The 26,362-nt window shown below is 50.6% G+C and carries 19 protein-coding genes; 16 read left to right on the top strand and 3 right to left on the bottom strand.

The annotated features are described in order from the left end of the window. The first annotated feature begins 4 nt into the window (after positions 1-4). The 10 genes from leuD to EDM21_RS22805 all read left to right on the top strand — a co-directional run bounded on the left by leuD (position 5) and on the right by EDM21_RS22805 (position 16,351). Complete coding sequence (gene leuD / locus EDM21_RS22850) at positions 5-613, top strand: 3-isopropylmalate dehydratase small subunit (RefSeq protein WP_157338690.1); 609 nt, start codon at positions 5-7, stop codon at positions 611-613. A gap of 408 nt (positions 614-1,021) precedes the next feature. Then, complete coding sequence (locus tag EDM21_RS22845; RefSeq protein ID WP_157338705.1) at positions 1,022-2,413, top strand: N-acetylmuramoyl-L-alanine amidase family protein; 1,392 nt, start codon at positions 1,022-1,024, stop codon at positions 2,411-2,413. A gap of 22 nt (positions 2,414-2,435) precedes the next feature. Continuing rightward, positions 2,436-3,026 carry a GerMN domain-containing protein gene (locus tag EDM21_RS22840; protein WP_157338689.1) on the top strand — a complete coding sequence of 197 codons (591 nt, stop codon included), beginning with the start codon at positions 2,436-2,438 and terminating at the stop codon, positions 3,024-3,026. A 38-nt stretch (positions 3,027-3,064) separates the two neighbouring features. Continuing rightward, positions 3,065-5,764, top strand: coding sequence for an S-layer homology domain-containing protein (locus EDM21_RS22835; RefSeq protein WP_157338688.1), 2,700 nt, complete (start codon positions 3,065-3,067; stop codon positions 5,762-5,764). A gap of 162 nt (positions 5,765-5,926) precedes the next feature. Then, positions 5,927-6,616 (top strand): endonuclease III, encoded by a 690-nt coding sequence (gene nth, locus EDM21_RS22830; protein WP_068775479.1) that lies wholly within the window; start codon positions 5,927-5,929, stop codon positions 6,614-6,616. A 2-nt stretch (positions 6,617-6,618) separates the two neighbouring features. Then, a complete protein-coding gene (locus EDM21_RS22825) occupies positions 6,619-6,903 on the top strand; it encodes an NAD/NADP transhydrogenase alpha subunit (RefSeq protein ID WP_068775480.1) in 285 nt (94 codons plus the stop codon). Positions 6,904-7,163: 260 nt separating this feature from the next. After that, positions 7,164-10,901 carry a dynamin family protein gene (locus EDM21_RS22820; RefSeq protein ID WP_157338687.1) on the top strand — a complete coding sequence of 1,246 codons (3,738 nt, stop codon included), beginning with the start codon at positions 7,164-7,166 and terminating at the stop codon, positions 10,899-10,901. A 517-nt stretch (positions 10,902-11,418) separates the two neighbouring features. Further along, positions 11,419-13,197, top strand: a complete 1,779-nt coding sequence (locus tag EDM21_RS22815; RefSeq protein ID WP_157338686.1) for an ABC transporter ATP-binding protein — start codon at positions 11,419-11,421, stop codon at positions 13,195-13,197. Then, entirely contained in the window at positions 13,194-15,050 is a 1,857-nt protein-coding gene (locus EDM21_RS22810; RefSeq protein WP_157338685.1) for an ABC transporter ATP-binding protein, read from the top strand. Before EDM21_RS22815 ends, EDM21_RS22810 begins: the two co-directional genes overlap by 4 nt. A gap of 161 nt (positions 15,051-15,211) precedes the next feature. Further along, positions 15,212-16,351, top strand: coding sequence for an acyltransferase (locus EDM21_RS22805; RefSeq protein ID WP_157338684.1), 1,140 nt, complete (start codon positions 15,212-15,214; stop codon positions 16,349-16,351). 79 nt (positions 16,352-16,430) lie between these two features. On the opposite strand, the gene EDM21_RS22800 is transcribed toward EDM21_RS22805, so the two are convergent. Next, positions 16,431-17,117, bottom strand: a complete 687-nt coding sequence (locus EDM21_RS22800; protein WP_157338683.1) for a hypothetical protein — start codon at positions 17,115-17,117, stop codon at positions 16,431-16,433. A gap of 228 nt (positions 17,118-17,345) precedes the next feature. On the opposite strand from EDM21_RS22800, the gene EDM21_RS22795 reads away from it, so the two are divergent. The 5 genes from EDM21_RS22795 to gyrA are packed head-to-tail and all read left to right on the top strand — an operon-like array spanning position 17,346 to position 24,643. Further along, the gene (locus EDM21_RS22795; protein ID WP_157338682.1) at positions 17,346-18,158 is read left to right on the top strand and encodes a GDSL-type esterase/lipase family protein; all 813 of its coding nucleotides are present in this window, start codon (positions 17,346-17,348) and stop codon (positions 18,156-18,158) included. A 15-nt stretch (positions 18,159-18,173) separates the two neighbouring features. Further along, positions 18,174-19,163: an ABC transporter ATP-binding protein gene (locus EDM21_RS22790; RefSeq protein ID WP_157338681.1), complete on the top strand. Its 990-nt coding sequence runs from the start codon at positions 18,174-18,176 to the stop codon at positions 19,161-19,163. Continuing rightward, the gene (locus EDM21_RS22785) at positions 19,156-20,148 is read left to right on the top strand and encodes an ABC transporter permease (RefSeq protein WP_157338680.1); all 993 of its coding nucleotides are present in this window, start codon (positions 19,156-19,158) and stop codon (positions 20,146-20,148) included. Before EDM21_RS22790 ends, EDM21_RS22785 begins: the two co-directional genes overlap by 8 nt. 54 nt (positions 20,149-20,202) lie before the next feature. Further along, positions 20,203-22,176 (top strand): DNA topoisomerase IV subunit B, encoded by a 1,974-nt coding sequence (gene parE / locus EDM21_RS22780; RefSeq protein ID WP_157338679.1) that lies wholly within the window; start codon positions 20,203-20,205, stop codon positions 22,174-22,176. A gap of 25 nt (positions 22,177-22,201) precedes the next feature. After that, on the top strand, positions 22,202-24,643 hold the full coding sequence (gene gyrA / locus EDM21_RS22775; protein WP_157338678.1) for a DNA gyrase subunit A: 2,442 nt from the start codon (positions 22,202-22,204) through the stop codon (positions 24,641-24,643). Positions 24,644-24,707: 64 nt separating this feature from the next. On the opposite strand, the gene EDM21_RS24660 is transcribed toward gyrA, so the two are convergent. Then, on the bottom strand, positions 24,708-24,875 hold the full coding sequence (locus EDM21_RS24660) for a hypothetical protein (protein ID WP_166542143.1): 168 nt from the start codon (positions 24,873-24,875) through the stop codon (positions 24,708-24,710). A 377-nt stretch (positions 24,876-25,252) separates the two neighbouring features. Between EDM21_RS24660 and EDM21_RS22770 the strand changes: the two genes are divergently transcribed. Further along, positions 25,253-25,657 (top strand): MarR family winged helix-turn-helix transcriptional regulator, encoded by a 405-nt coding sequence (locus EDM21_RS22770; protein WP_157338677.1) that lies wholly within the window; start codon positions 25,253-25,255, stop codon positions 25,655-25,657. Here the strand turns inward: EDM21_RS22770 and EDM21_RS22765 are convergent. After that, positions 25,622-26,359 (bottom strand): RluA family pseudouridine synthase, encoded by a 738-nt coding sequence (locus tag EDM21_RS22765; RefSeq protein ID WP_157338676.1) that lies wholly within the window; start codon positions 26,357-26,359, stop codon positions 25,622-25,624. The genes EDM21_RS22770 and EDM21_RS22765 overlap by 36 nt on opposite strands. Between the last annotated feature and the right edge of the window lie 3 nt (positions 26,360-26,362).

The raw sequence follows: 26,362 nt of genomic DNA, 5'->3' as shown, positions 1-26,362 counted from the left end.
ATCCATGGAAGCATTCAAACAGCATACTGGACTAGTCGGTCCGGTTGACCGTGTCAACGTAGATACAGACGCAATTATCCCTAAACAGTTTCTAAAGCGCATTGAGCGCACCGGCTTCGGACAATTTCTGTTCTTCGAATGGAGATTTACAGAAGAGGGAGCCGAAATTCCTTCATTTGATCTGAATAAGCCTCGCTACCAGGGTGCATCGGTACTGATTTCCCGCGCTAACTTTGGCTGCGGATCATCCCGTGAGCACGCTCCCTGGGCCATTCTGGACTATGGCTTCAAAGTGATTATCGCACCTTCTTATGCGGATATCTTCTATAACAACTGCTTTAAGAACGGCATTCTGCCGATTAAGCTCAGCGAAGAGCAGGTTGAAGATTTGTTCCAGCGCACAGCGCAGCACGAAGGCTACAAGCTGAATGTAGACCTGGAGAACAAAACCATCTCTGACGACTACGGTCTTCAGCTGTCCTTTGATCTGGATGAGCACCGCCGTCAGTTCCTGCTGCAAGGTCTTGATGATATCGGGCTTACGCTGCAGCATGAAGATAAGATCTCTGCTTACGAAGCTAAGCACCTGGATCGTCTCGTTGTCAAAGCTTAAATAGAATCGGTTTGATTCCGATTTGGATTTGAATGTGTTCAAGAAGGACCGTCTCTCACTTCAGGGAGGCGGTTCTTTTTTACGATATGGGGACTATACTCGGTGGCGGCTAAATATTAAGTGCATGCAGCTCTTAAAAACTAGCAATACTATCGCTCACTATGAATTAAGGCAGCTTTATGAACAGACACCATGCTAATAGGCAAATTACCGCCCAAAGTCTGGAAATACGCGAAATTCGGCTGAAATGTGCAACTTTTGGCAATATCTCTGCGTCTAACTCTATGTTCGGCTGCATCGAATCTATGCTCTCGTTGTCTGTCTGTAGCATAATTTGGTAGAATAGAGAGGAGGCGGGCAGCTCGGGTATAGAGACGAACGCTGAAAAATACGTGTAAGAGGTGTATGATGAAACTTTGGTCCACTGTCGCCACGCTGCTCATGATTGCTTTGCTATTGCCCTCACTGGCTCTCGGTGCGGCGGTGACGCCCACAGCCAAAATCGTGCTGGATGGCAAGCCGCTGACAACCGAAGTGGACCCGCTCAATGTTGGTGCAGGTACCGTGATGGTTCCCGTTCGGGAGATTTTCGAGAAACTGGGTGCTTCTGTTACCTGGGATCAGTCGAAACAAAAGGCAACGATCGTGCGTAATTCTACAAAGATTGATTTGACAATCGGTGATTCCTATCCGATCGTTAATGGCGTCAAAGAAAAAGCGCTCGAAGTCGCCCCGATGAATGTTTACCCGGGGAACACAGTTGTTCCGCTGAGATTCGTCGGCGAGAAGATCGGCTACAACGTCGAATGGAACCAGAAAACGAGCACCGTGCTGCTTACAGCAAAGAGCGGTCAAGGACCAGGAGCGGGTAACAACGTCAACCCGGACCCTGTGAAGCCTAATCCGGCAAGCGTACTTGTACAATCCATTCAGCTTACCAAAGATCAGCTGCTGATCGGAACGGACAAGAATGCACCTAAGCCCAATGTCTTCAAACTAACCGGACCCGACCGGATCGTCATTGATCTGCCTGGAACCGAGCTGAACGAAGCGTTGGCAAGCAAGCTGGTTGCTAATGTCGGTGAAATTCCTTCCCTGCATCCGATGGTAGAGAAGGTAAGGTTCTCGAATTTCAACAATGATCCGAGTACCGTACGTATCACGCTTGATATGAAAGCGAACGCTGAATTGGCAATCGCTGCTGCGGCAGGTCAGGCCAATAAGCTAATCGGAGTTTTAAAAGCTCCGGAACCGGGTAAAACCAAATACAAAGTCGTTATTGACGCAGGTCACGGCGGAACCGATCCAGGCGCAATCTCCATTACGAACAAGAAGGAAAAGGACTTTGCTCTGGCTGTAGCGAATAAGGTTGTGAAACTTCTGGAGAAAGAACCAAACATCCAAACGTATACGACCCGCTCGACGGACACGTTCATTACCCTGGACGGCCGTTCGGAATTTGCCAACAAGCTGGATGCCGATTTGTTCCTTTCAATTCACGCCAATAAAGCGATCCCGTCTGCAAGCGGAACGGAAACTTATTATTATAAGCGTCCGGAAAGTAAAGCTTTTGCAACTATTGTCCAGAAGCATTTGCTGAATGCAACGGGTTTCAAGGATCGTAAGGTCAAGGAAGGTAATTTCAGCGTCATTCGTGAAACCACCATGCCAGCCGCTTTGGCTGAAGTCGGTTTCTTATCCAATGCAGGAGACGAAGCGGCTATGTACACGCCGGCTTTTCAAGATAAGGTCGCTGCATCTTTTGTTAAGTCAATCAAAGAGTATTTAAAGATCCAGTAAGAAGCAAGGAGTGGGTGGAAGGATGAAGAAAAAACTTTGGATGCAGGGATTGGTAATCGGATCGTTGGTATTAGTTGCAGCAACAGGCTGCGGGCAGAAGGAACAGCCTCTCAATCCGGGTGCCAGCTCAGCAACTACTGAACCGGTTCAGACCGTGAGCCCGACACCTGTACCGACGACTTCCGTGAAGCCGTCACCATCACCGTCTCCGTCTCCGGAAGTTAACGAGAAGAGCATTAAAGCCTATTATTCTGATCCGGATCTCACAAAGATCGTTGAGAAAACGGTTAAAATTTCTTATAAGAATGAAGGGGACAAGTATAAATCGACCCTGGAAGCCTTAAAGAAAAGTGTGGATGAACAAGCCGTCTCTTTGTTTGAAGACGTGCAGTTCCAGAATGTGAAGTTCGACAAAGAAGAACTCAGAATTGATTTGAAATTGGGACAGAACGCCCAGTTCGGTGCAGGCGGAGAAATGTTCTTCGTAGAAGCCCTGGAGAAAACGTTGTTCCAATTCCCTGAAGTGAAAGCCATTTACCTCACCAAAGACGGCAGTCAAGTCGAGTCTCTGATGGGACACGTCGATCTGCCTTACCCGATTAAACGCAAATAAAGAGAGAACGTGCAATCGAGAGGAGAATACAGGTAAGTATGAAAAAGAATAAGACTGCAATGCTGCTGGCTGGCGCTTTAATCGCCTCCAGCATTTCTTTAAGTCCGGCTTATGCGGATCAAACGTCAGGTGAAACGAGCAGTTCCGCGCAGGAATCGATAGCGGCTGCACTGAAAATGAACTTTCCCGATGTAGTCAATACCCATTGGGCGCTGCGTCATATTACAAAGCTCACTCTAGAGGGCATTGTTGAAGGCGATGAGTTTGGCAATTACCGTCCTGAGGCCTCTATTTCCCAGCAGGATGTCATCATTATGGCTGTGCGTACATTAGGTTTGGATTCTTCCATTGACAGTAAAGCAACCTACAACCTGCCTTTAAAAGTAGATACTTATGCACAAGCTTATGTAGCCGCCGCTATCGAGCACAAACTAATCTCGGTCGAAGAAGAGACGGACAAAGCGGCCGCTTCCAAGAATTGGGGAAGTAAAACAGCTTCCCGTGAATGGGTAGCCAAACTGACTATCCGAGCTATCGGGCAGCAGGAAACGGCGGACAATCTGGGGACCGAATCCCCTGCTTACACGGACCTTAAGAGCATTTCCGACTGGGCCAAGCCTTATATCAGTGCGGCAAGTGTACTCGGTATCGTGGATGGATTTGAAGATAACACGTTCCGTCCCAAAGGCGAAGTGACACGTGCGCAGATGGCGACTTTCCTGAGCAGAGCCGAGCGGCACAGCAAGAACTTATCTCCGCGCGTAGTGCGGGGCTATGTGAACCATATTTCTTCCGACAAGATCTCCTTGTTTGATGACAAGGGCAGAACGTCTACTTACACAATTAAACCGGAAACGGTTTTCTACGGCAATAAAAATGACCAGGCGATCGAATCCTCCGGACTGGCTTATACGTATCAAGTTTCTCTCGTGCAGCAGGGCGGTACAGCCTATTATGCGGAAATTTTAAAAGATGACGATCGTTCCGAGAAAGTAACCGGTACGCTTCTTCATATCAAAGACCGCAAAATGACGATGGATAACTTCGAAGTTTATGAGATCGGAAGCAATGCGCTCGTATTGGATGCAGCTGGAGCCGAATCTAGCTTATCTTCTCTCGTAATCGGAAGCAAGCTTGAACTGCGCCGTAATTCCATTACAGGCGGCAAAGAATACGGACAAGTCATCGTGAAAGAAATACCGGTCAATAAAGCATCTACGGGCACGGTTCAAAGCATTAGCGGAGATTCTGTCGCCATTGTGGATGCTCAAACAGGCAAGGCAGAGACTTATACGCTGTCCAAAAGCTCTACGATTGTAGATGCGGACAACCGCCTTGTTGAGAAATCGGCGATTCGTGTCGGTGACTCCATATCGTATACGGTAGAAGCGAGTCAGATTACCCAGCTGCGAATCGTAAAAACCCAAACGGGCGTGAGCAAAACCGTTCAAGGAAAGTTTTCGAGTCTGAGCAGCGACAAGACCGGTATTTTCTACAGAGACGAGAAGGATGGTTACGCAGCGGGCAATCTTGCGCCGAATGTCCAGGTTATTATTGACGGCGTCGCTTCCCCGAGCCTGTACGATCTCGAAGAGGGCGACCAGCTCAGTATGGATATCGCGAACGATCAAATCGTGAAAATCACGGTGACGAACCGTTCCATTTCCAGTGTGCTGTTTGCGACATTTATCCGTTTTGACTCGAAATACAACCAGTTTAATGTACAGCATGCCGATGGCACACCAGGCGCCTATACCATTTCGGATAATACGATCATTACCTTTGCCGGAAATTCACTTCCGTTCAAGAATTATCCCGGCTTTGGCAGCCTCTTTACCGAAGGGAAAAAAGTTGACCTGAAAGTGTCGAAAAACAAGGTCACAGCTATCCAGCTTTCCCTTGATGTTTCGGGTGTTATTACTCAAATAAATACGGTTACGAACGAAATGAGCATTCGCGCAAGCAACGGGCAGTCGTTTACATTCAAAATGTATTCTCCTCAAGTGGAAATTCCGAATAAGAGCGGAGCTACGATAGCCGATCTCAAAATCGGAGATCAGGTTACGGCGGCGATTGATTATAATCAAACCGGTGTAACGAAGGTGACCGTGGACAGCTCCAGCTTGATGCGCGTACAATATGTAAACAGTTCCCAGCAGGTTACTGCCGTCAATGAACAGGGCAGCGGGTCCACTTACTCTCTGACGAACGCTAAGATCGTCAAGAGCGATGGTACGGCAGCGGTGGCAGCCGATATTCAAGCGGATGATTATTTGTTCGTTTCGTTCAAGGGCGGCGTGGTCATCAGAGCTGAAATCGTGAGTCCTGCCCGCGGTCAGGTGACGAATGTTGACCCGGTCAACGGGAATTTGACCATTCAGGAGCCGACAGGCAGAATTCAAATGTTTACACTCGGAACGGATGATGTGGTTAAGAACGGTTCCTCGGTCATTAGCTTGAATGCGATTAAAGCGGGAGACCGTGTCCAAGTCGTATCGCAATCAAACGACAAAGTAAGCGTACAGCTGGCTACGGCCATGACCAAAACTTTCGGCAGCTACGAATACAACGTCAATCAGATCGAATTCGGTACCGAAGGTTCTACAGAACGCTACAACATTCATCGCAGTGCCTACTACCATAAAGGCAGCGAAACGCTCAGCGCTTCTTCTTTTAACAAGGGAGACAGTGTAAAGGTGTACGTAGTGGATAATAAAATTGTTGAGATGGAAAAGTAATCCGGCATTTCCTCCAAGACCGCCCCGGAAGCAGGGGCGGTTTTTACTTTGTTCGAAAGTTTTTGCAAAATGTTCGCAATTGATTGGTCCTTTCCATTGCAACCGGGGACACATTCGGCTAAACTTGTAAAAGAAAACGGGGAACTGAAAAAGAGGGTTACCATGAATAAGAAGCAGGTAAGGCACATTTTGGACACGATCGGCGATATGTATCCCGACGCGCACTGTGAACTGGTTCATTCGAATCCGTTTGAATTGACCATAGCGGTGCTGCTTTCCGCCCAATGTACGGACGAAACCGTGAACAAAGTCACCCAGACGCTGTTTCAGAAATATAAGACGCCTGAAGATTATTTGTCCGTTCCTTTAGAGGAACTTGAGCAGGATATACGTCGAATCGGTTTGTTCCGCAACAAGGCGAAAAACATTCAGAAGCTGTGCCAGCTTATTCTAGAACGTTATGACGGTCAGATTCCTGAAAAACATGAGCAGCTAGTAGAGCTTCCTGGTGTCGGACGCAAGACTGCCAATGTCGTCGTCTCTAATGCTTTTGGTGTTCCGGCCATTGCAGTTGATACACATGTGGAAAGAGTATCGAAGCGTCTGGGAATAGCCGGCAAGGACGATTCGGTACTGGAAGTCGAGAAGAAATTGATGAGCAAAGTGCCTCGAGATGAATGGACCTTAACTCATCACCGGCTTATTTTTTTTGGAAGATACCATTGCAAGGCTCAGGCTCCCAAGTGTGACATCTGTCCGCTGCTTCTGGAATGTCCTGAAGGCAGGAAACGTATGAAAATCAAGAAAGTACGCAAGACTAGTCAAAAAGAATGTGTAGTGAGGGATGAATAGGAATGAAATGCATAGCGGTGTATACGAAGAATTTTGAATTATTTTCCGATCTGTACGAAACGATCATGAACACGCCTCTTTCCGAGAATGAAGAAAAGGAAATCGAGGGAATCGTCGTCAGCGAGTCCGGCGAAGTGCCGGAGAATTACCTGGAGAAAATGAAAGTAAAGCCCGAAGTTGTCGTTATGAAAGTGAAAGAGGGCGACATTACGATTCTTCAGCACGGTGATGTGTTCGAAATTTTTGTACCGGAAGAAAACCTGAGCACGAGCGCTGTCGTTTCTTAATCGCTTCGCGGCAGCCCGATCTTCAGCATGACACCCGTCTGAGTGCCCGGGAAACTTCACTGCATGAGCAGGGAAGTTTCCCGGAAGCAATCAAGACGGGTTTTTTGCGTACAAACATAAATTGACTTCCACCCGATCGGGCATTAAACTTTAAGGGCAAGTTGAACAGACGAGGCTGTATCGTAGTAAGATAGGAACAGTAACGGACGGATATCTCTTTAAAGAGAACCGAGATCATAAGGCATGGGAGATCGAAACGGATGAATGTGAAGCTCATGGAGAAGAAACAGGATACGATTTTAGAGGCTTTCGGCAAACTGAGAGAAGAAATGCGCCTGGCCGGGGATAGCGCCAGGGTAAGAAAGCTGGACCAGCTGGAAGCGAAGCTCCGTCTGGAAAAGTCAGTTATTGCGTTCTGCGGACATTTCTCGGCAGGCAAATCAACGCTGATCAATACGCTCTGCGGACATAGGCTGCTGCCATCGAGCCCTATTCCGACAAGCGCCAATATTGTGAGCATCGAAAGCGGGACAGCAGGTGCGGAAGTGATTCACCGCACGGAAGAGAATGGCGAGGCTAGAGCTCAAACGATCCAGCTGGAAGAACTCGACGCGTACTGTGTAAACGGAACCGATATAGAGGAAGTACGGATTCGTTATCCGCTTCCTTTCCTGGGTGAGCACGCAATGCTGCTGGATACACCAGGAATTGATTCGACGGATGATGCGCACCACATGGCTACGGAATCCGCTCTCCATCTGGCGGATGCGGTGTTCTATGTCATGGATTATAACCATGTGCAGTCGGAGATCAATCTGGCTTTTACCAAACAGATGAAGGAACGCGGCAAACCGCTGTACCTCATCGTGAATCAGATTGATAAGCACCGTGAAGAAGAGCTTGCGTTTACCGCTTACCAAGAAAGTGCTTACGATGCGTTCCGCAGTTGGGGAATTGAGCCGGACGGGATGTTGTTCGTCACGATGAAACAGCCGCAGCATCCTGCAAATGAATCTGCGAAGCTTAAATGGCTTCTGTCTAATCTGATCGGTATGCAAAAGCAGCTTAGAGAAGCAAGTGTGGATGCGGCGGCCGATCACCTGATCGGCGAGCACATTCTGTGGCTGCAGGAGCAAAACGAATCCGAGAAAGCTGTGTTGCGGGATAGGATCGATGAAGACGAAGCAGCGCTCTATTTGTCTCAATATGAAGAGAAGCGGCAAGTACTTGCTGAAGCGGAAGCTCTCCCTCAGCGCCTGACAGACCGGCTGCGCAAAGAAATAACCGGCATTATCGAGAATGCCAATGTAACACCGGCATTAACGCGCGATAAAGCGCACGATTATCTGCTCAGCCGCAAGCCGGGTTTTAAAGTCGGCTTGTTCGGACGTGCCGCGCAGACGGCTGCCGAGATCGACAGGCGGCTCTCCGTTTTCGGAGAAGATTTCGCCGAGCAGGTTCATGCGCAGATGGACTGGCATCTGCGTGACGCTCTCCGCAAAGCTTATGCGGGTATCGGTATAAGCGATGAAGGACTTCTCGCGGATATCGATGCATTCACTGTGGATGTAACGCCGCAGTGGCTGGCTTCGCAGGTGAATACCGAAGCGGTTTTTAACAGTGAATATACGCTGACATATATGAAGCAAGCGGCCGGCGAGCTCAAGTCCGCTGCACGCCGCTCCGCGCTTGCGCTTACAGACCGTCTGGCGGGGCTGGCAGGGCAGCGGGCCCGGCAAGTGCATGCAGAGCTGTCGCCGCAGCTTAGGCAGCTGGAGCACCGCCTGGAGGCGGTACGGGAGCTGGAGCGCTTCGAGCAGGCGGAAGCCGCCCGCGGCGAGAGCCTCCGGCAGGCAGCCGATTGGCCGCACGCGGAAGAGCCGGATCTGCCGGACCTCGGCGCTTATCGCGAAGCGGAGACGCCCGGCGAGCTGACCGGCGTGCTCCATTCATCCGCGATGGAGACGATTCTGCGCGCCGCGCACACATCCGCCGCCGCGGATGCTGCCGCAGACAGCGCAGCGGCGCCTCTGCGGCAGCCGGGAGTCTCCGCGGTAGCGGGAGCCCGCAGCAGCGCCGCGGAGGCTGGCTTGCCGCAGCCGGGGCAGCAGGGCGCCAAGCGTGCGGAACGCCGCGCGCAGGAGCTCTCCGCCGCAGCGGATCTCATCGCGGATATGCCCTCGATGAAGTCCATTGTGCGCTCGCTGCGGGAGAAAGCCGAACGTCTGCGCCACAAGACGTTCACAGTCGCCTTGTTCGGCGCGTTCAGTGCCGGCAAGTCGTCGTTCACTAACGCGCTGATCGGCAAGCGCGTCCTGCCTGTATCGCCGAATCCGACAACCGCGGCGATTAATAAGATCGTGCCGCCGACAGCGGATTGGCCGCACGGGACCGCGAGAGTCAAAATGAAGGCAGCCGAAGCGATCCTTCAAGATGTACTCTACTCGCTGGAAGTGCTGGGAGTCCGGCTATCCGGGATGGAAGCGGCGCTGGATGCTATACGCAAGCTGACACCGGAGCACGTGAGCGCCAAGGGGAAGCCTCACTTCTCATTCCTCAAGGCGGTAGCCAGAGGCTGGGCCGAGGCTTCACCGCTGCTCGGGACGGAGCAGAGGGTTGGGGAAGAGGCATTTGCCGCCTATGTCGCGGAAGAATCCAAATCCTGTTTTGTGGATTACATTGAACTGCACTATTCCACTCCTTTGACGGAACAGGGAATTGTATTTGTAGATACCCCGGGTGCCGATTCCATTAATGCGCGCCATACGGGGGTAGCTTTTGACTATATTAAGAATGCGGACGCCATACTGTTCGTTACGTATTATAATCATGCATTTTCTCAAGCAGACCGGGAGTTCCTGCTTCAGCTCGGACGTGTAAAGGACAGCTTTGAGCTCGATAAAATGTTCTTCCTGGTCAATGCGGCTGATTTGGCTGCCAGTGAAGAAGAGCTTCAAGGTGTCGTGCGCCATGTGGAGACGAACCTGCTGCAGCATGGAATCCGCCATCCGCGGATATATCCCGTGTCCAGCCATCTTGCTTCGGAAGGAAAGCTGCATCAGGATCAAGCGGATCTTGAAGCATCCGGCATTCTTCCTTTCGAACGTGATTTTATCCAGTTTACGCTGGAAGAATTAACCGATATTTCTCTGCGTTCGGCCGATCAGGAGCTGCAGCGGGCCGTTCATGTGCTGGGTGAACGGATACAGGGGGCCCGGCAGGGCGAAGAAGCCAGGAAAGCCAAGCTGATTGCCTTGGAAGAGGCCGGGGAGAAGGCCGTTCAGCTGCTCAGCAGCACCGACCATGCTCCTGCCAACCGGGAGCTGAGTAAGGAAATTAGCGAGCTGCTGTATTATGTGAAGCAGCGGACACTGTACCGCTTTGGCGAGCTATATAATATCGCGTTTAATCCGGGTTCTTTCCGGGGGGGAGAGCGTGATGCGAAGGCGGCGCTGCGTGAAAGCGTGCGGGATCTGATCCGGATGATCGAATTTGATCTTCAGCAGGAGGTATTGGCTACCAGTCTGCGGATTGAGCAGCAGCTTAACAAGCTGGCCAAAGAAACCTACGACAGCTGGGGCGCTGAACTGCAAAAGCTGCTGGAAGGGTATGATTTCGAAGCCTATGAAGCATCCGCATTCGGAACGCCGGATCAATTCGTTTCTTTGGAGAGCATTGACATCCCGGATAAGGTTCTTACTTCTTATTTTAAGAATGCCAAGCAATTCTTTGAGGGGGAGGGCAAGAGCAAGCTGCGTACGGAGCTGGAAGGCCGTCTGGCGGATCCTGTAGCCCGTTTTGTAGAAGCGGCTGTCAGTGGATTGACTACCAAATATGCGCAGCATATAGAGGACACATTCCGAATGCTGGAAGACAGACACCTCGAAAGCAGTCGGGAGCACCTGGAAGGAATGCGGGATGCCCTTCAAATGCGTACAGATGTCGAAGTGCTCGTCTCCAAACGCGATGCACTGGCTATGCAGCTAGGCGGGAAATAAGGTCTGTTGCCATTTGGCGGTCGACCGCCAACCCACATGACACAATGAAATGCCATCCGGAAAATCCGGGTGGCATTTTTTTGATGGGATAGAACGGGTAGACGAATACCCGGAAATATTTGCGGCAAATCATCAAATACACGGGCGGAGTGACACAAAATAGAAGAAGCAGCGAATACAGTTATGGCATAATCCCGTTGGGGGCAAAATGCGTTTTTCCAAAGCGTATCAAGGCTTTCCGGGTATCGGATTCTGACACGTATTTAAGGACGCATTAAAGAAAAAACAGCCATTAGTTAGGTTTGTTATGGTAGCGCTTACATACGATCTTAAACCTATGATTTAGAAGCATGGGAACTGTTACTTCCCCATTTCGTTGAGGTACGCATCCTGGAGGGGAATTAAGCCCGTTTCCACTCGTTGCCGACCTATAGGTATGGTGTTAAGATTCATAAAGGTTTGCTGGGTAAAGCTGTTACAAAATCGGTGAACTTAGCCAAAAACCAGGGAGGATATTATGGAGGTCTTTAAGGGGCTCAAGAGGTTTTACTGGCCCGAGCGGAAGCTGCTGTTTGCTTCCATCTTTTGTTTGATTTGTACGACGGCACTTGGACTGGTGTATCCGAACCTGCTCCGCTACTTGATCGACGACATCATTGCACTGAAAAAATTCGATCAAGTTCCGATGCTGGCGCTGCTTGTTGTAGCGGTTATTTCGGTTAAAGCCGTGTTCCAGTTTCTGCATGGCTTCAGCGGGGGCAGGCTCGGCAACAAGGTCGCTTACAACATGCGGGAAGCGATGTATGAGAAGCTGCAGTATTTGTCTTTCCAGTATTACGACCAGGCGAGAACGGGAGATCTGATGTCACGCTTAACCGCCGATCTGGAAGCGATCCGCATCTTCATCGGCTTTGGTTTCGCCCAAATTCTGAACGTCTTCCTGATGATCGGATTTGGTACGATTATGATGTTCTCGATCAACTGGAAACTATCTCTGCTCACGATGATTACGATGCCGTTTCTGGCTTTTGCGGCAATCCGTTTTGAAGGCAAAATTCATCCGGCATTTCGCTCGGTACGGGCCTCCATGAGCAGTATGACAACGGCGGTACAGGAGAACATCACCGGGGTGAGGACGGTTAAATCATTTGCCCGGGAGCCCTATGAGGTAGAGAAGTTTACCATCCGCAACGAAGATTACCGCATGAACAATGTGGCTACTTCTCAAATCTGGTCCAAATATTTTCCCGTAATGGAGCTGATTGCGAATTTGAGCGCTGTCATCCTGCTCGGTGCCGGCGGTTATATGGTAATCAAGGGGACGCTGACGGTCGGCGAGCTTGTAGCTTTCTTCAGCCTCGTCTGGTATATCATCGGTCCGATGTGGGGGATCGGTTTTCACATTAACAACTATACGCAGTCCAAAGCGTCGGGTGAGAAGATTCTGGAGATTCTGCATCAATATATTCATGTAAAAGATGTCGAACATCCGGTCGTATTAAGCCCCGATGTAGTGCAAGGCCGGGTCCGGTTTAATCAGGTTACCTTCGCCTACCCGGATGCCCAGCCCGCCCTGCACGACTTAACATTGGATGCTCGGCCCGGTAAAGTCATCGGCTTTCTTGGAGGTACCGGGTCCGGTAAATCCACGATTATCAGCTTGCTGATGCGCGCTTACAATGTAAAGGACGGCAGTGTAACGCTGGATGGTACGGATATTAGAGATATTCATCTGCAAAGTCTGCGCAATCAAATTGCTACGGTATTTCAAGAGACATTCCTCTTCTCCTCTACGATCCGCGGTAATATTTCATACGGGCGTAAGGACGTTACGATGGAAGAGATCATAAGAGTGGCCAAACTCGTCAAAGCCCATGATTTTATTATGGAAATGCCGCTCGGATACGATACGGTGGTAGGGGAAAGAGGCATGGGGCTCTCAGGCGGACAGAAGCAGCGTATTGCAATCGCCCGCGCTCTGATTAAGGATCCCAAAATTCTTATTCTCGATGATGCGACAAGCGCGGTAGATATGGAAACCGAACAGGAGATCCAGGCGGGTTTTAAAGAAGTAATGAAGGGAAGAACGACCTTCATCATCGCACACCGCATCTCCTCCCTGAAGCATGCGGACGAAATTATTGTCCTGGACAAGGGACATGTTGTGCAAAGAGGCACTCACGATGAACTCATCCGGCAGGAAGGTCCTTATCTGGACACGTACCGGATTCAATATGCGGATCATCCGGATGTTGCTGAGTCTTCAAGTTCACAGGAAAGAAGGGCAGTCCAATGAACCAGAGCGAGCGGGAACAGAGGACGGGTACGCAGGGGAACGGGAAGCAGGCGGATGCGCAGCCACGGTTTGTCTACCAGGACGACGAGATGCTGGAGAAATCGTTCGACTGGGGACAATTCAAGCGCCTTGCCGTATATGTGAAGCCTTACAGCAAGCAGTTTATTCCGGTTGTCGTCGTGATGATGATTGTAGGGGCGATTACCAAACTTACGATTCCGTTAATTATCAGTACGACCATTGACGAGGCACTCGTTATCGGCGGGGACGCGCAGTTTCTTTTTACCATGGTCGCTATTATGCTGGGCGTATATATGATTCAGTGGCTGGCGAATAAACACCGGATCCGGTATACGAGCATGATCGGACAGCGTGTTATCTTCGACCTGCGTCACGATTTGTTCCGTCATATCCAGCGGTTGTCGTTTGAATTTTTTGATAAAAGGCCGGCCGGTTCCGTACTGGTGCGTGTCACCAACTATGTGAATTCTCTGCAAGATTTGTTTACAAACGGTGTCGTTAATATGATGATCGACTGCGTGCAGCTGATAGGAATTATCATCATCTTACTGACGATTAACTTCAAGCTGGGCACAGCTATTATTATTACCGTGCCGCTCATGTTCGTTGTGTCGTCCCAGCTGCGTAAAAGAGTCCGCCGTTCCTGGCAGACGGTGAACATTAAGCAGTCCCGCCTGAATGCCCATCTGAATGAATGTATTCAGGGCATCCGGGTCACACAAGCGTACACGCAGGAGAAGGAGAATATCGAGTTCTTCGAGCAGATGAACGGGGACAACAAGCAGGCTTGGAACCGGGCTTCCAGGCTGAACCAGAGCTTTGGTCCGATCATTGAGATTACGGGCGCGATCGGCTATTTCATCTTGTTCTGGTATGGGGCTTCGCTCTTTCAAAGCGGTGAAATTACGATCGGATTACTGTTCGCTTTTGCCAGTTACATCGGCAACTTCTGGGAACCGATCAACCGGCTCGTGCAAATGTATTCGCAGCTGCTCGTTGCGATGGCATCTGCCGAACGGATTTTTGAATTCATGGATGAGCAGCCTACAGTCCGGGAGAAAGAAGATGCGGCAGATATGCCCCCGATTAAGGGCGAAGTGCACTTTGAGGATATCATCTTCGAATATGAGCCTGGCCGCAGGGCGCTTCACCGGATTAATCTGGATGCAGGGCCCGGTCAGAGCATAGCGCTCGTAGGGCATACGGGCTCCGGCAAGAGTACGATTATTAATTTGCTGTGCCGTTTTTATGATCCGACAGAAGGACGAGTGCGGATTGACGGTATAGACATCCGGGATGTAAAGCTGCACAGCTTGCGCTCGCAAATCGGTATTGTTATGCAGGATACTTTTATTTTCTCGGGAACCATCCGCGATAATATCCGGTTCGGTAAACTGGAGGCGACAGACGAGGAAGTGGAGCAGGCCGCAAAAGCCGTACATGCCCATGATTTCATTATAAATCTGCCTTTCGGGTACGACACGGAAGTTCAGGAACGGGGCAATGCCCTGTCTATGGGGCAGCGTCAGCTCATTTCTTTCGCGCGGGCTCTGCTTGCCGATCCGAGAATTCTGATCCTGGATGAAGCTACAGCGAGTATAGACACGGAGACGGAGCTGCGTATTCAAGAAGCGCTTAAGACACTTCTGAAGGGCAGAACTTCGTTCATGGTCGCCCACCGTTTATCGACAATTCGCGGAGCGGATAAAATTATCGTTCTCGATCACGGGCGTATTATGGAGTCTGGAGATCATGACGATCTGATGCGCCAGCAGGGGATCTATTACGGGCTTATTCAGGCCCAGTATAAGTTTTTGCAAGATGTCGGCTAGCTGCTGAACCTTGAGTGAATGGGAACTCCTGCGGGAGTTCCTTTTTGCTGCGTGCTCACAGGCTGGGAAATGATGAAAAAAATGGCGAAATCCACTCTGGACAGACAGGTTCAGTCATGTTAGGGTGATTAATTGAAAGACACAGCGCGAGGAGGATTTTTTTGAAACAGCAGACACCAAAGGCTCTTGGAAGAAAAATAAAAATCAATGAGATCGATATAGTCCGCGCTGTCGCAATCATAGCCGTCGTGCTGATTCATTCAACGCCTGAAGCTGCCATGTATTCGTGGCAGGGAACGGTCGTTCCGGATGAAGGAAGCCTATCTCAAATCATCATGTTTACGCTTAACCGGTTGAGCCAATTTGCGGTTCCCATGTTTATTCTGATCAGCGGACTCGTTCTTTTCTACCGGTATTCGGGGAACTGGACTTTCAAAACAGCTGTACAATTTTACTACAAACGTTTATGGAGTGTCGTTATCCCTTATTTGATCTGGTCATTTATTTATTATATTTATAATCCTTGGCTCGCTGGTGTGCCTATGAACCTGAGCGCAGGCGATTTTCTGGAGAAGATAAAATGGGCGGACACCGGGTATCACTTGTATTTTATGATTATTATTTTCCAGTTCTACTTACTGTTCCCGCTGCTCATGACTCTTGTCCGTTACAAATGGTTCCGCGTGTCGATGCTGCCGCTGGGTCTGGTGATTCAGTTAGGGTTTTATTCCTATCACCACTGGTTCGCGGAAGTCGAGCATACGGCTTCGCTGGCACCGACTTACTTCGCGTACTTCTTGGCCGGTGGTTTTCTGGGCCTATATTACGATACTTTCCGCAGTAAAATAAAATCGTTCACAGCAGCTGCATCTGCCCTTATGCTCCTCACCGGGGGTGCTAATATAGCGATGTTCCTGCTGAACCGGTATCAAGGACAGATGTTCGAGAATACCTGGTATGTCGTAACGATGCTCGTCTATGCCATCTCAACCGCTGTAGTGCTGCTGGGCGCAGGCAACGTCCTGCTTAAGCGTCTGCCTCGTATTGCGGGCTGGCTGCTCCCTCTGGGTGCCTACTCCTTCGGGATTTACCTGGTTCATCCGGTTATCCTGTCTGCGTTTAAACACAAAATTAGCGCTCCGGGAAATATTCTGAGCTATAACATCTATGTTCTGGCCAGCTTCCTGACGGCGCTGATCGGTTCTCTGATTGCCGCCTTTATATACCGGAAAGCAGCCCAGAGCATCAAACGATCCAAGCCAAAATCTGCTGCAGGAGGCCGGGTAACAGCCGGAGGCTGAATGCAGCAAAGAAAACACGTCCCCTGAGGACGTGTTTTTTGCTTGGAAAGGCCTTGGTGCCCAGATTCGGCCCGGATTCCTAATCTATTTTGATCTTGAAGAGGATAGCGTACTCGGCTTCCGCAGCGCTTTTGGCCATATTATAAGAATCTTCTATTTGCTCCTTGGTTGTGGCCTGGAATCCCCAGACCGCTTCAGGAGTTTCTTTTGTAATCAGGATAGGCTCGGTGAGATGGAGCGGAGAAGTTAAATTAAACATTGTGCCGGCGGGTATCCATACTGTATTAGACGATTGGGAGCTTCCGCTCAACAGGCTTGTTGTGATTTCAAACTGCAAGGAGTCATTTTCACGGATTTCTTTCACGGAGGCGGTGAAATCACATTGAAATAATCCTTCATTGTCCGGATTTGTATTCAGCATGACTCCAAAACTGGCATTCTTGACTTCGGCCGGTTTACCGTTCTCCCAACTTTCAGCCACTATTGTTATCGTGGATATTTTCCCTTTATAGGCCAGCGAGACACCTCCGGCAGTAGAACCGAGAAAAGGCCTGAATTTCTGGCCGGGCCCTTGAAAAATATCAATAGGAGTTGCTGTCAGCCCTCCGGATTTAAGGACGGCCGGCTGTCCGCTTGCGGAAGAGGGGGAAGGAACACTTGACGGAGAAGGAGAAGTAGAAGGAGAAGAAGAGGTGCAGGAAGAAATGAATAGAGGAGCAAGACAGGTAATAACGAGAAGGATGGAGGTACTTGTTCTGTGTTTCATCAAAACCCTCATTTCTAAGTAGTTGATTAGATGTATTTAAACTACCATATATCGGAAATTCCATCTACATAAGCAGCGTATTAACACGTTACGGTTAAAAAACTTTTATTAAACGAACGTTTGTTCTATAATGAATGTAATCCTTTCCTGCCGATTTGCAAAACGCTTTGTGAAAAGATACTCTTGAAAGTAAGTAAATCCAGTGTAAACAAGGGGGCCGCTCAGCGGATGAAATCGCGAACGATATGGTGGACAGTCGGTACGACCGGTCTGATCTCGACCCTGGTCTTTGCCGGCGGTTTCGGATATGCAGTCAAAGATGTGCTGTTTCCTTCAGCCGTTCAGAATCCGATCGTCACAGCTCCGCAGGAAACTGCTGCACCAAGCGGGAGTATCGAGACGAAGGAGAAAGTACAGCTGGTAACGCTTGGGGACTCGCTTACGGCGGGAACCGGCGACGGTACCGGCAAAGGCTACGTGGGACGATTCCGCGAGAAGCTACAGACGCAGCTCAATAAACCCGTATATGTGCTGAACAATCTGGCCATCCCCGGTGCGACGACGACGGCTTTGCTCAAGGAGTGGGATCAGAAGAAGACGACGGATGCGCTGAAAGAGGCGGATCTTATTTTGCTGACCATCGGGGGCAACGATATTTTTCAAGGCGGAACGGGAATCTTTGACAACGCTACCCAGGAGTTTAACCCGGATGCCGCGGCCGAGCGTGTGGAACCAGCTCTCGCGAATCTCAAAAAGATTCTTGCCGATATTCACCAGGCTAACCCGGACGCTACGGTGATGTACATAGGTCTTTATCATCCTTTTCTTGATCTTGACGAGAAAAAAGCAGGTTCGCTCATCGTGCAGAAATATAACGACGCGGCCTTCGCGCTTACGAACCAATATCCGAACATGATTTTTGTCCCGACCTATGATTTGTTCGAGCGGAACCTGAACAAGTATCTGTTCACCGACCATTTCCACCCCAATCAGGACGGGTATGAGCGGATTGCGGAGCGGATGGCGCAAATTTTAAAATAACGGGAGGGATTGGATTTGGGGACCGGGCGTGAGACGATTTTATCTGTCAAGAATGTGAAGAAAAATATCCGTGGCAAAGAAATTATCAAGGGCATCTCTTTTGACGTATACAGCGGTGAAATTTTCGGATTCCTCGGACCTAACGGCTCCGGCAAAACCACCACGATCCGGATGCTCGTGGATCTCATCAAGCCGACAGCGGGTGAGATTACCATCTGCGGGTATGATGTGCAGCGGGATCATGACGAGGCCATGCGTTATGTGGGATGTATTGTTGAGAATCCCGAATTGTACGGGTATTTGACGGGCTGGGAGAACCTGGAGCACTTTGCGAGAATGCTCCCGGATGCAGGGGAAGACCGCATTCGTGAGGTGGTGGAGCTGGTCGGGATGGATGCGCGCATCCATGACAAGGTCAAGACCTACTCGCTCGGGATGAGGCAGCGTCTGGGCATCGCTCAAGCGCTGCTGGCCAGACCTAAGCTGCTTATTCTCGACGAGCCGACGAACGGGCTTGATCCCCAGGGGATCAAGGAAATGCGCGCGTTTATCCGCAAGCTGGCTAAAGGCGGGCTCAGCCTCTTCGTGTCGAGCCATCTGCTGAGCGAGATTCAGCAGCTCTGTGATCGTGTCGCGATTATCAGCAAGGGGCAGGTTATCTCGGTCGGTGAAGTGAACGAGCTGCTTGTCCAGTCCGGCAGTAAAGTGCTTTGGACGGTAGAGCCGGCCGAGCAGGCGGAGGCATGGATGCGGGCCCGGCAGGACATAACGGTGCTCGGGCACAAAGAAACGCTCACACTGGAAGAGGACGAACCTGAGCGGATGAGCCAAAGCGGGGCAGCCGGCCGGGCCGGCACGATTGTTACGCAGCTAAGCGATGAAGCGATCCCCGGAATCAATCGGGATTTGGTCGATGCAGGAATGCGTGTCTACGCTATCGAAATGAAACATCCGACCTTGGAAGATCTGTTCCTGAGTCTGACGGAGGGTGAGAAAATTGGGTAATATGACGGCGCTCGTCCAAAACGAAAGCATCAAAATGATCAAAAAAAGGCGGTTTATGGTCGTCATCCTTATTCTTGTCGCACTTATTCCGATGTTTACATATGCACAAATGCGTGTTTCGCAGAATACGCTTAAGCAGTTTGGAACGACGGACTGGAAAGCGCAGGAGAGGCAGAAGATCGTAGATTACCAGCGGAGTCTGGGGTCTGCACGCGTACCGGAGGAATGGAAAGAGTTCAGGCGGGCACAAATAAAAATATCCCAATATTATCTCGATCATAATATAAATCCGGTGTCTCCGAGCGGGGTGACATTCACGCGCGAGTTCCTGAATAACTCGATTTCTCTGTTCATTCCGTTAATCATTATGGTGGTTGCTGCCGACATCATGTCTTCGGAACATTCGACCGGGACGATTAAATTGTTGTTGACAAGACCGGTAAAGCGATGGAAAATCCTAATGAGCAAGTTGATCACGCTTATCCTTTTTGTTTCCTTGATTGTTTTGTCCACCGCAGCGCTCTGTTATCTCATATCCGGCCTTATTTTCGGGTATGGGGGATGGAATATGCCGGTCTTTACCGGCTTTAAAGCGAGCGGTGGAGAAGTTGATCTGAGCGGCGTTCATGCAATCAGCCAGTGGAAATATTTGTTGATGCAAACCGGCCTTGTCTGGTTTGTAGGGATCGTGGTTGCGATGCTTTCCTTGATGTTTTCTGTACTTGTCCGTTCAACGGCAGCAGGTATGGGCATCATGCTGGCGGTTTTAATTTCGGGCAATATTCTGACGAATATGGTATCATCCTGGGAAACTGCCAAATACTTGTTTATGGTGAATCTGAAGCTGACGGATTACATGACGGGGGCTCTGCCGCCGATCAAAGGAATGAGCCTTGGCTTCTCGCTGACGGTTCTATCCGTATGGACTTTGGCATCGCTTATTATTTCGTTCGGGGTATTCACCCGTAAAGATATTTTAAATTAACAGGATACGTATGGACCCAACCGGGAATGGAAAAGGAAAGAAGGAGGCTCTTCGATGACCGAGCAGCTAGAGATCATGACGAATCAATCCAACCAGACGTCGGATTACGATGCGGACGCGATTCAGGTACTGGAGGGGCTGACTGCCGTCAGGAAAAGACCTGGCATGTATATCGGCAGTACCAGCTCTTCAGGACTGCATCATCTGGTTTGGGAAATCGTCGATAATGCGGTCGATGAACACCTCGCGAAACATGGTTCCAAAATTGAAGTGATTCTCCATAAAGACGGAGCAGTCACGGTTCAGGACAATGGACGCGGTATTCCAACCGGCATGCACAAAATGGGCATTCCGACACCGCAGGTTGTATTTACGATTTTGCACGCCGGCGGCAAGTTCGGCGGCGGAGGCTACAAGAAATCGGGGGGACTTCACGGAGTAGGAGCATCGGTAACGAATGCTCTGTCGGAATGGCTGGAAGTGACGATTTTCCGCGACGGCAAAATACATAAACAGCGCTTCGAGTACTGGATTGACGAGAAGGGCATCGAACATGTAGGCGAGCCGTCCACAGGTCTTGAAGTGACGGGTACAACGAACAAAACGGGTACCCGGGTTACGTTCAAGCCTGACCGGAGAGTCTTCCAGAATGGAATATCTATCAGTTACGATACGCTTTCGGAGCGTCTGCAGGAAATTGCTTTCCTGAATTCAGGACTGGAAGTGCTTGTGAAGGACGAAAGAACCGATGCATCCCAGACGTTCAAATACGACGGCGGCGCGAGTGAGTTTGTGAAGTTTCTCAATGAGAACAAGACCGTACTTCACGATGTTGTTCATTTTGCGGCGGAAAGAGACGATATTGAAGTCGAGGTGGCTTTGCAGTACAACGATGGCTATACGGAGACGCTGGCATCGTTCGTCAACTCGATTCCGACACGCGGCGGCGGTACCCATGAGACCGGGTTTAAGACTGCTTACACGCGCGCAATGAACGAGTATGCCCGTAAAACGGCAATTTTGAAGGAAAAAGACAAGAATCTCGACGGTACGGACCTTCGTGAAGGCATGATGGCGGTCATTAACATCAAGATGAGCGAAGTGGAGTTCGTCGGGCAGACCAAGGACCAGCTCGGCAGTGCTTCAGCAAGAAGCGCGGTGGACGCCATCGTGACCGAGAAAATGGCTGTCTTCCTGGAGGAGAACCCCCAGATCGCACAGATGATGCTGAAGAAAGCCGTCCAGTCGGCCAGAGCCCGCGAAGCCGCGCGCAAAGCCCGCGAGGAAGTGCGCAGCGGCAAGAAAGGCCGCAGTGAAAGCTCCAATCTTGGCGGGAAGCTGACACCGGCACAGTCCAAAGATTATGCGCGCAATGAGCTTTTCATCGTGGAGGGAGATTCCGCAGGCGGCTCGGCTAAGCAGGGAAGGGATTCGAAACACCAGGCGATTTTGCCGCTCAAAGGCAAGCCGATGAATCCGGAGAAGGCCAAGCTGGCGGATATTTTGAAGAACGACGAATACAAGGCGATCATCGCGACGATCGGGGCGGGTGTAGGCTCGGAATTTGCCGTGGATGAGAGCAATTACGGCAAGATTATCATTATGACGGATGCGGATACGGACGGGGCGCACATTCAAGTGCTGCTGCTGACGTTTTTCTACCGCTACATGAAGCCTTTGATCGACAACGGGAAAATCTATATTGCACAGCCGCCGCTTTTTAAAGTGACCAAAAAATCCAATAAGAAGAACACGGTGCACTATGCGTGGACAGAAGATCAGCTTCAGGCACTGAATAAAGAATTGGGTAAAGGACTGGAACTTCAGCGCTACAAAGGTCTAGGCGAGATGAATCCGGATCAGCTATGGGAAACGACGATGGACCCGGAGACACGTACGCTGCTTAAGGTGCAGATCGAAGATGCGGCCAAAGCGGAGCGCAGGGTATCGACGCTGATGGGTGACAAGGTGGATCCGCGGAAGCGCTGGATTATCGAGAATGTGGACTTTACCGAATATGAAGAGTGACCTGAACGGTTAGAGGTGAACCAAGTTGAGCAGTTTGGAACAGTTTTTACCAGCATTTCTCGAAGAGGTGGTCGGGGACAGATTCGGCCGCTATTCCAAGTATATTATTCAAGACCGGGCGATTCCCGACGTTCGGGACGGCCTGAAACCTGTACAGCGCCGGATTCTGTACGCGATGTACGATGCAGGGAATACGCCGGACAAGACGTACCGCAAGTCAGCCAAAACCGTCGGTGACGTTATGGGTAATTACCATCCTCACGGGGATTCCTCGATTTACGAGGGAATGGTCCGGATGACCCAGCCGTGGAAGATGGGCCATATGCTCGTTGACGGTCACGGCAACTGGGGTTCGATTGATGATGACCCTGCCGCAGCTATGCGTTATACGGAAGCCAGGCTGTCGCAGATTGCGATGGAGCTGCTGCGCGATATTGAGAAGCGTACGGTGGCTTTCAAGGATAACTTCGACAATACGACCAAAGAACCGGTTGTATTGCCGGCCCGTTATCCTAACTTGCTCGTCAACGGAGTCAGCGGAATATCATCGGGCTTTGCCACTGAGATACCACCGCATAACCTCCGCGAGGTTATTGATGCTTGTGTGGCGCTGATGGATTCTCCGGATCTGGACGTTGAGGATCTGATGAAGTACATGAAAGGGCCGGATTTCCCGACCGGTGGCATCATCATGGGCGAAGAAGGAATACGCGATGCTTACCGCACCGGTAAAGGCCGTATTTATCTCCGCTCCAAGACCGCCATTGAGGATCTTAAAGCCGGCCGCCAGCAAATCGTGGTGACGGAGATTCCTTATCAGGTCGTCAAATCCCGCCTTGTTACGGCCATTGAGAATATCCGGCTGGAGAAGAAGGTCGAAGGAATCGCGGAAGTTCGGGACGAAAGCGGCCGTCTTGGCCTCAGAATCGTCGTCGAACTCAAAAAAGAAGCAGATGCCCAGGGGATTCTCGCTTATTTATTGAAAAAAACTGATTTGCAGGTGACATATAACTTCAACATGGTCGCCATTGTAAACAAGACCCCGAAACAATTGGGCGTCAAAGACATGCTGTCCGCTTACATTGAGCACCAGAAAGAAGTCGTCACCTTCCGTTCCCAGTATGATCTGGAGAGAGCGGAAGACCGCGCGCATGTTCTGGAAGGGCTTGTTAAAGCTCTCAACATTCTGGATGAAGTGATTGCGACGATCAAGGCTTCCAAGAACCGTCTGGATGCCCAGAAAAATCTCGTGACGAGTTTCGGTTTTACAGAGCGTCAGGCAGATGCCATTCTAGTCTTGCAATTGTACCGTCTGACGAACCTGGAAATAACGACGCTGGATAAAGAACTCAAAGACGTGATGAAAACCGTAGCGTATTTAAGAGGCATTCTGGGCAGCGCCAAGAAGCTCATGGGTGTCATTAAAGAAGAGATGAACGAAATCCGCAGCAAGTTCGGAATCGACCGCCGTTGTGAGATCCAGAACGAAGTGGAAGAAATTAAAGTCAATCTCGAAGTTATGGTGACACCCGAAGATGTGCTGGTGACGTTGTCCAATGACGGTTATATTAAGCGCACAAGCATGCTTTCCTTTACTCGTTCGGGCGGGGATATTAACACTACCGGCCTGAAGGAAGGCGACTATTTACGCCATGTTAAGGAAATTAACACCATTGAAAGCATGCTTATTTTTACAAATAAAGGCCAGTATTTCCTGCTTCCGGTTCATCAAATTCCGGAATACAAGTGGAAAGAAAACGGAACCGCTATCGTGAATGTGATTCCGATCGCCAAAGAAGACCGGATTGTAAATGTAATTCCGGTTAAGCATTTTGATGAGCCAGGCAAATCATTAGTCTTTGTCACCCGCAAGGGCCAGATTAAAAGAACGGACTTGAAGGAGTACAGCACGAACCGGTCCGGCGGACTCGTAGCGGCTAAAGTCGGGGCTGGGGACGAAATCCTGCATGTCCAGCTGAGTGACGGCACGAAAGATATTCTGCTGGTAACCAAGCAGGGAATGAGCATCCGTTTCCGCGAAGAAGAAATTAATTCAATGGGACGTGCAGCTGCCGGAGTGAGAGGGCTGCAACTGCGTGACGGTGATGAAGTCATCGGTGCGGACTGGGTGTATGGTGACGAGGGAGAAGTGCTTGTAATCTCGGATCTGGGCTATGCCAAACGTACCCTGCTCGTCGATTATCCGCAGCAAGGACGCGGGGGAAAAGGAATTGTGACGTTTGAATTTAAAGAAGGCAGACGGGTAAGATCCAACGGAAGCGAGCTTGTCGGAATGTTCTTCGTGAAGCAGGATTACGAAATCATTGCTTATGACAGCCGCGGGGAGAAAACCGTATTCATGACTAATCAGGCACCGCTAGATGACCGCAAATCGGTTGGTAAACAGCTGGTTCCGGTCTCCAAAGGCGACACGATTCCCGTGATTCTCCGCAGTCCCCAGTCCTGATGTCCTGATCCTGATCGGGCCGGAGTATCCGGCAGGGGCTGAGCGCCCCTTTGTTTAACCGAGTTTAATCATAGCTGGTGGTAGGCGGATCCATGGTATCCATGAGCCGAAATGCAATTTCCAGTACGACCCACAGGGGGACCTCTTCATCGAGACGATTGAGCCACCCGGAGTCTTTCAGTAAACCAAGATCGAGAGCGCGCTGACCAAGCGCGCTTTTTTTTGCGTCCATATGGCAAACCCCCTTAACGGATCAGGATTAAACAACATTTGTTTCGTTTTATTGTATGTCAGGGAGCCCAGAAAAGTGCCGGAGCCGCCCTGCGGGGAAGTGAGTGTATTCCGAAGGGATATGAAATAAGGGTTTCATACGAGTAGAGGAGCGACTGGATTTTCCTCCGGACTTAAGTTCTGCATCCGGGACTCTTTCTTATCCGAAATTCGGACAACTTTTCTTTTTGCGGCTGCGGTAACTTAGCGAAACGGCGCGAAACGCCCCCTTTGCTGTCTTAAAGTATTAACGTCATTAACCTATATTTCGCCATTGCACCCATGCTATACTTGAAAAGGAAGATATGGATGAGCCTTGAAATCGGAGGAGTGATTGCATTGTATTCAGTCGAATTTGCGAAACTATGGACGAAACTTTCCAAGGAGCTCAAATCCAATATGGATGACCAATTGGCACCAACGATTACAGAAGGACAGCTGCATGTGCTGGAGGTATTGGAAGCCCATGGAACCATGAAACCTTCTGACTTTATTGAATATTTGACTACAACGCCAGCAGCGGTTACGACTTTGCTGGACCGGATGGAACGAGCGGGGCTGATTACCCGGAGCCGGGATGAGAAGGACCGCAGAGTGGTCTGGGTAGTGTCTACAGATAAAGGAAAAGCGGAAAGAGACCGCGGATTACAAATTCGCCAGGAAGTGCTCGAATCGTATCTGGGCCGCATTTCCGCTCATAATCAGCAGTTACTCGTGTATCTGCTGGGGAAGGTTGCGAATTAGTTCCTGCCAGAGGAACCAGGGATGCCGCTCCGGGGGAGCGGACATGAAGGTCAGCGTCTCTGGCAGTGTGGGGTGCGGGAATGACAAGCGGGCCGACCACAGCGCAAGCTGCTGGCCCGGCTCGTTGATCCCCGCACCGTAGCGCTGGTCCCCGTACAGCGGGCAGCCGATGGCCGCGAGCTGTACGCGGATCTGATGGGGCCGGCCTGTATGCAGCTTGACCAGGATGAGGCTCAGCCCTTCGGCGCTGCCCAGCACCCGGTAGTCAAGCAGCGCTTCTTTGGCCCCATCGAGGCCGGGCTTGACTACGCTGACGGTATTCGTCCGCGTATCTTTCAGCAGCCAGTGCCGGAGGGAGCCCTGCGGCTCCTTCGGCTTGCCGCGCACCACCGCGACGTACGTCTTGTCGAACGTCCGGGTGCGTACGCTGTCCGACAGCCGCGAAGCGGCTTTGGATGTCTTGGCGAACACCATCACGCCGCCTACAGGGCGGTCGAGCCGGTGAACCAGACCGAGGAAGACGTTGCCGGGCTTCCGGTGGCGGCGCTTCAAGTCTTCCTTGAGCACACTCAAAAGGTCCGGATCACGTGAACTGTCCTCCTGCGTGGGCATGTTGACGGGTTTCTCCACGACCAGCACATGGTTGTCCTCATACAAGACGGGAATTGCCGCCCCGTCTTCGGCATGTTGGGGTCCTGCCATCTT

It is taken from the genome of Paenibacillus lutrae, assembly GCF_009757775.1.
GTDB lineage: Bacteria > Bacillota > Bacilli > Paenibacillales > NBRC-103111 > Paenibacillus_F > Paenibacillus_F lutrae.
This window is presented reverse-complemented; position numbering and strand designations above follow the sequence as displayed.

Excerpts from the sequence above, each read along its gene's own strand:
- leuD (WP_157338690.1), top strand. The coding sequence starts at position 5 with ATGGAAGCATTCAAACAGCATACTGGACTAGTCGGTCCGGTTGACCGT.
- EDM21_RS22845 (WP_157338705.1), top strand. The coding sequence starts at position 1,022 with ATGAAACTTTGGTCCACTGTCGCCACGCTGCTCATGATTGCTTTGCTA.
- EDM21_RS22840 (WP_157338689.1), top strand. The coding sequence starts at position 2,436 with ATGAAGAAAAAACTTTGGATGCAGGGATTGGTAATCGGATCGTTGGTA.
- EDM21_RS22835 (WP_157338688.1), top strand. The coding sequence starts at position 3,065 with ATGAAAAAGAATAAGACTGCAATGCTGCTGGCTGGCGCTTTAATCGCC.
- nth (WP_068775479.1), top strand. The coding sequence starts at position 5,927 with ATGAATAAGAAGCAGGTAAGGCACATTTTGGACACGATCGGCGATATG.
- EDM21_RS22825 (WP_068775480.1), top strand. The coding sequence starts at position 6,619 with ATGAAATGCATAGCGGTGTATACGAAGAATTTTGAATTATTTTCCGAT.
- EDM21_RS22820 (WP_157338687.1), top strand. The coding sequence starts at position 7,164 with ATGAATGTGAAGCTCATGGAGAAGAAACAGGATACGATTTTAGAGGCT.
- EDM21_RS22815 (WP_157338686.1), top strand. The coding sequence starts at position 11,419 with ATGGAGGTCTTTAAGGGGCTCAAGAGGTTTTACTGGCCCGAGCGGAAG.
- EDM21_RS22810 (WP_157338685.1), top strand. The coding sequence starts at position 13,194 with ATGAACCAGAGCGAGCGGGAACAGAGGACGGGTACGCAGGGGAACGGG.
- EDM21_RS22800 (WP_157338683.1), bottom strand. The coding sequence starts at position 17,117 with ATGAAACACAGAACAAGTACCTCCATCCTTCTCGTTATTACCTGTCTT.
- EDM21_RS22795 (WP_157338682.1), top strand. The coding sequence starts at position 17,346 with ATGAAATCGCGAACGATATGGTGGACAGTCGGTACGACCGGTCTGATC.
- parE (WP_157338679.1), top strand. The coding sequence starts at position 20,203 with ATGACCGAGCAGCTAGAGATCATGACGAATCAATCCAACCAGACGTCG.
- EDM21_RS24660 (WP_166542143.1), bottom strand. The coding sequence starts at position 24,875 with ATGGACGCAAAAAAAAGCGCGCTTGGTCAGCGCGCTCTCGATCTTGGT.
- EDM21_RS22765 (WP_157338676.1), bottom strand. The coding sequence starts at position 26,359 with ATGGCAGGACCCCAACATGCCGAAGACGGGGCGGCAATTCCCGTCTTG.